This window comes from Holospora curviuscula (assembly GCF_002930195.1).
Taxonomy (GTDB): Bacteria; Pseudomonadota; Alphaproteobacteria; order Holosporales; family Holosporaceae; genus Holospora; species Holospora curviuscula.
In genome coordinates this window covers 107,888-113,512 of sequence record NZ_PHHC01000080.1, presented here as the reverse complement: position 1 = coordinate 113,512, position 5,625 = coordinate 107,888, and the positions used below count along the sequence as shown (strand labels likewise).

Here is a 5,625-nt window from a genome sequence, read left to right as displayed (position 1 = left end):
GAAGGCGTTATCTGTGTCGCTGTTGCCAATGGTGTTACCCTCAATACTGATGACGTCACTGGCTGCTGTGCCAAAGCTCGAAAATTTGGATAAAACATAGTTTACATTGAGTTAGGAACAAGGCATCCCATAAGCGCTGATTAGGCTCATGACTGGGGTGAAGTTATGAGTGAAATCAAAATATTGTATCCCTGAGCCGCTGTTCATTGGGTAAAGATCCTGGACCTTCACGGCTTGCACCGTAAGTACTGCGTGTTTCTTACATGATTCACAATTTATCTCAACTCTTTTTTTATGTCCCTTGGTTTATTTTTATGTGTAGGCCCTAACAAACACTTTCAATCTTATACAAACATTTGGGGAGGCTTAGCTCTTTTTCTTGAAACGTGAACTACGTAGTAAAGAAAATTTTTGGACTAGAATAAATATGGTACGCCTAATGGCTGATCTTTCTGCGTTCTAGACCTGTGCTTAAAGAGGTCTATAGGATGCAAAACACTAGGATTTAAACAAAAAAGTAATAAAAAATTTTGTGATAAGTACCGTAAACATTAGACCATCCACCGCAAAAAAAATCCCGATAAGATGCTTGATCGTTTTTCCAATTAAACTCCAATGTCATTACAACACCACGAGATTTCATAGCGTAGAATAGCTTAGGCATGTTCCCTACCCTAACTGGGATACATCCCAAGCGTTATTTTTATTGCTTAATTCCAACAGCTACCCAATAGGGTTCACGATTGCTAAATTTTATATCTGTAAATCCTGCAGCTTTCATCATGTTTTGGATTTCCCCTTGAGTAAATCGTTGCTCGAGACGTGTACCAAATCGATCCAAAGCATCTGTTTGCATTACGAAAAAACTTTTATCTCTATAAAACGACAAAGGAAAATTTCTTACACTTATTCCAATTTTTTCAAGTATTTTTGAGCATTTAGCCAAAGGATAATACAAACACGCTGCAATTACTTGACATAGAAAATTTTTAGGCCCTTGGGGGAGTTTTGATATAGTCCGACGTACACCCTGAGTAAGAAAAAAAATGGCTCGAAACCAAAGCGGCCTATTGTCCAGTGCATAATATAGATAAAGCAAAAACGGTGCGCCAGGTTTGAGCTTGGCTGAACAGGAACATATCCCTTTGAAGGTATTAGGAACATGGTGCAGGACTCCAAGGCTATATCCAAAATCCATAGACCCGTCAGACAGGGGAATAGCATCAACGCTTGTTAAGTGAAGGTACACATTTGGGAACGAAATAAGAGCTTTTCGTGCAACTTCAAGGGCTTTTTCAGAAGGATCAATACAGTGAAGTTCTGTAACGCGAGGTGCTACAAGTGGAGCCCACCGACCACTCCCACACCCAAGATCAAATCCAACAGCATTTTTCGGAAGCTTTTCCCAAGGAAAAATACTAAAGTATTGATTAAAAATATTAGAACGTTCCATATCACTAAGTTTTGATTGATCAAAACGTGCCCACTCTTCACCAAACCCTTTGACCGTTTTAAGGTCATAATTTTTAGTCATTGCTTTTACTGTTGTCAAGCTATTCAACTTAAATTATAAACGATTTTTTTGTGAGAACAACTTTTAAATCAATCCCTAGATTCAAAATAAAAACAGGTACGGCGTAATTCATTAAAATATTGACTATGTAAAAGCTACGGCCTGAAAAAATCCAGTAAAATTTACAGAAATTTTCTGAATATAACTTCTTATCCTAACCCAAGAATGGTTTATAAAGTGTAAATCAGAAGACAAGATAGACAAAGATAAACTGCCTGCTCTTATTAGTATCTCTACTTAATGCTATTTTATGAAAACTAATAGAATCTATCATCACTACTTTTTCTTTTTTTATTGCTTTAATGAAGACATTTTTTATATACGCTTCAACTAAAGCAGAATGCCGTATTTCTTCAAAGACTAACGGCATAATATTTTTTTGCACAATCCAACTAACGACTGGGAAAAAAATTATCCTTCCATAGTCTACCTATACTCATTTTTCTAGGGGCATGATTTCTATTTTTTTATAATTCTTGTCTTGAACTCTTATACCTTTTATTTTATTTACTATATTTTTACAGATCTTACACAGTATTTTTCTGTTTATGGAATTGAAATATTTAGTAGATCCTTTAATTTACGTACACTTAATTTTTTAATACTTTGGGGGACTCACGTTCATATTAAATTATTCCATATTTTTTTCCATTCTTTTGAAGAACATCATTGAACTTTTAGACACAATACACGTTGATATATTTTATTTAATTCTTTATCTTTTTTTTGTATTCTTATTGTATGTCAGTATATTTAAAAATATAAATATGAAAATAAAAATGAAATATTCAAGTCTTTTTCTAGGTTTTTTTCTTGTGATTAGACCATCTTACGGAGATACAGAAGAAGTAAGATTGCGCACTCAAGACTTTAATGATTATCTCAATGCGGCGTCTCAAGAGCGTGAAATATTGAGTAACCACAATCAACAACAAGAACTAGAACAAACAAAACAATGGGTCAAAACTCTTGTTTCGGAATTAGAAAAAAAGTTGAAAATTAACGAAACTTCTATCAAAGATCGAAAAAGACTGGAAAAAATATTACAGAATAAGATTAATGAGTATGAAACCTGGGCTCAAAGCAAAGCAAAGCAATTTCTAACCTTGAATAAAAAAAATTTTGACGCGCTCTACCATACAATAGTAAAAGAATACTCAAGATTGAAGTCTTTGAAAAAGAATCGTTTTGCTTTAAAAGACACCATGATTAAATTCACGAAGACTGTATTGGAACAAAGTAAAGTGATTGAAGCATTAACCGAAGCCATAGAAAAACTTAAAGGGAATGCCGCGGAGCATAAGCACAATGAGCTGGAAAATGTTACAGGTCAATATCTTCATGCTAGAGCGACTATTTTAACCCATATTAAAGACAAAATATTTGATGCTTTTATAGAGAAATTAAGTACATTATATCATGAAACCCAAGTCAAGTCGTTAAACAAGGCCCTTACGCCTTTAGAGGGATCTTCATTACTTGAATCTCAAGAAGGTTTTTCTTTAAGTGCTCAAGATCCAAACATGAAAACGCTTAAAGCATCCCTGGGACATGAACTCAGAAATAAAATAAAGCGTTTAGAAGAAAACCAATCAAAATTATCCCCAGAAACAATGACAAAGTTTGGCTCCAAGATAAGAGCTCAAGAGGAGCAGCGTCTTAAAGACATGACAGAAACTAAAGAAAATACGAATTCTGAACCAAAAAATATCCAGATAGAACAAGCTCCTTCTTGGGAAAGTTACTGGAGGTAGTATTTTAGAAAAATGACTCAAAAAGTTTTCTGAGTACGAAAAAATTACAGTACTCTAGTACAGGGGTTAACATCTGTGGACCATTAAATTAAAAACCGAGGCTGATAAAAATAGAGGAAATTTTATGATGTATTCCCGTCATCTTAAAAAAGACCAATGAGAACAAATCAAGCTCGATTTTTTAGGAAAATTTTGGGAGACAATAGCCGCTTTGTAGAAAGTATGCTGTTGGTGGTGAGGAACTCGGTGGTAGTCTTTCCTTCTCAAAGACAGCTCCAAAAAGGATGGGACAATGAGTATGGAAGATGGCCTTTCCTGCCAGTTTCTTGACGAGAGCAAAAATAGGAACTATTGCAAGCGAGGGTGTTTCTCAAAATAAATAATTTTTGGTATGGATAATGCAGGCTGGTATAGCCAACTAGGGATACCAAACAATATAAACAATAATACGTCTTCCGCCATATTTCTCAGAGCTAGCACTCCTTCAACGACAATACTCTAAAAAATAAAGCGTATGATATTTTGGAGGAACTCGAATCCCTTGTTTCATCATTTATTGCCTTGATAGACGCATATAATTAATATAAAATTATCCCTAGAAACTAGGAATTCTTCAAAAAATCGATAAAAAAAATGCACCTTTATGATCGATTAAGGGGGCAGATTTTTACCCTTTTTTTGTTAGATATCTGAAAAAATCTTACAAAAAATTCTATAAAAACCGTGTTCTTGCGTAGAATAAAACTATGATATATTATAATTTTTATTTTTTTTTAATCTTTTAAAAATATTCACTCTTTTTAATATTATATTTTCTTGAAGTATCATGAATTTTCTAAAGACCTTGACACCCTATGCTGAATAAAGGTAGAATATAGAAAATTAATTACTTGTAGGTGACACGTGACAAAAATTATTCGTTCTAAGCACAAAGCAGAAAGACGTTACGGTATTTTTTGGGAGGGAATTCGATCACCCGCTTCTGTGCGTACGTATCCTGCAGGACAACACGGTGCCAGAGTTTCAGGGAAAAGCACAGTATATGGCCAACAAATGAAGGTAAAGCAACGTCTAAAGAAGCACTATGGCTCTATCTCAGAAAAGCAGTTTTATCGTACCTATCTCCAAGCCGTATCTACAAAGAAAGATACAGGCTCTGTCTTTTTGCAGTTTTTGGAGCAACGTTTAGGGACCTGTGTTTATCGTTTAAAATTCGCTCCTACAATATTTTCTGCGTGCCAGCTTGTGAGTCATGGACACATATTCGTGAATGGAAATAGAGTTAATGTTTCATCTTATCGTGTTAAAGTGGGAGATGTAGTATCTTTAAAATCTTCTATGCATGGTAACCCTGTAGTACAAAGAGGACAAAGCTCTGGTCGCCGCGTTCCGGAATATTTTAAAATAGAAGACGATAATTTTTCTGCTGTATTATCTTATTCACCTGATCCTACGCAAATTCCTTATCCGTTTGATCATCAAGTGAGTTCAGTCATCGAATTTTATGCTCGCTAAGGAATAGACACTTGGATTGTTTTTGAATAAAGAGTGAGTATACTTTTTTGTTCAAAACCTCCTGAATATACGGTTCCAGATTGTGATTTTATAAAGAATGTAATAAAATCCCATTGAAGAAAGAGGTATAAGACAAGTCTTGCACAGATAGTCTAATATCACTGATTCATTACGTTTGAAAATACAGATCAATCAAGAGCGCTTAAAAGTCTTGTTTGGTGTTAATATAAAAATTTTTAGAAAGAAAAGATAGGATAAAAAAACTGAGAAACTGGTTGCTAAAAAGACTCGCGCATATTCAAAAAAAACCCATAGTCTAGCTAAATCAATTAGTGAACAACCAATCTATAGAACCCATAGTTCTTAACGCGTCTTATAATATAAATTTTTTTAATTATTGGGTAAAACAGTGTTTAATCAAAAAGCTAAAACTCAAACAAGAAGTGATTTTGGATCATGTCTCATTGCTGCTCCATTTGAACCCCATTAAAAAATTTTGGGCTACTATAAAACGATATACTAACCGTAACATTGTTCAATGTATTGCATTATATAAGGCCTTACTTCCATTCTTTAAAATCCCGCTTTCAAGCTAAATTACTATAAGAGCTTATCCGCAAATTAATTAGGAGGAAAGAATCTGCGCAAGAGTAGTCTGTTAAGTGACATGTAAATGTTATTCTCTGTAGAAGAACAAAGCAAGTCGTATTCTTTTGATAGCCTTCTATTTCTACCAAGCCATCCAAATGTTCGTTCTACAACCCATCGTCTCCGTTGAACCTT

At 34.4% G+C, this 5,625-nt stretch carries 7 protein-coding genes; 3 read left to right on the top strand and 4 right to left on the bottom strand.

Translation table 11 applies throughout. The features are described from left to right. Positions 1-505: 505 nt before the first annotated feature. The 3 genes from HCUR_RS09115 to HCUR_RS09110 all read right to left on the bottom strand — a co-directional run bounded on the left by HCUR_RS09115 (position 506) and on the right by HCUR_RS09110 (position 1,958). On the bottom strand, positions 506-664 hold the full coding sequence (locus HCUR_RS09115) for a hypothetical protein (protein ID WP_207760900.1): 159 nt from the start codon (positions 662-664) through the stop codon (positions 506-508). Between the two features lie 39 nt (positions 665-703). Next, positions 704-1,552, bottom strand: coding sequence for a class I SAM-dependent methyltransferase (locus HCUR_RS03340; protein ID WP_207760899.1), 849 nt, complete (start codon positions 1,550-1,552; stop codon positions 704-706). Between the two features lie 205 nt (positions 1,553-1,757). Then, entirely contained in the window at positions 1,758-1,958 is a 201-nt protein-coding gene (locus tag HCUR_RS09110) for a hypothetical protein (RefSeq protein WP_129591882.1), read from the bottom strand. A 430-nt stretch (positions 1,959-2,388) separates the two neighbouring features. Between HCUR_RS09110 and HCUR_RS03330 the strand changes: the two genes are divergently transcribed. The 3 genes from HCUR_RS03330 (at position 2,389) to rpsD (ending at position 4,842) form a co-directional block, all read left to right on the top strand. After that, positions 2,389-3,327 (top strand): hypothetical protein, encoded by a 939-nt coding sequence (locus HCUR_RS03330; RefSeq protein WP_165780704.1) that lies wholly within the window; start codon positions 2,389-2,391, stop codon positions 3,325-3,327. 156 nt (positions 3,328-3,483) lie between these two features. Beyond that, on the top strand, positions 3,484-3,657 hold the full coding sequence (locus HCUR_RS08465; protein WP_165780703.1) for a hypothetical protein: 174 nt from the start codon (positions 3,484-3,486) through the stop codon (positions 3,655-3,657). Between the two features lie 573 nt (positions 3,658-4,230). Next, positions 4,231-4,842 carry a 30S ribosomal protein S4 gene (rpsD, locus tag HCUR_RS03325; protein WP_104206735.1) on the top strand — a complete coding sequence of 204 codons (612 nt, stop codon included), beginning with the start codon at positions 4,231-4,233 and terminating at the stop codon, positions 4,840-4,842. A gap of 621 nt (positions 4,843-5,463) precedes the next feature. On the opposite strand, the gene HCUR_RS03315 is transcribed toward rpsD, so the two are convergent. Beyond that, the coding region (locus tag HCUR_RS03315) for a transposase (RefSeq protein WP_165780702.1) at positions 5,464-5,625 on the bottom strand (162 nt) is incomplete at its 5' end.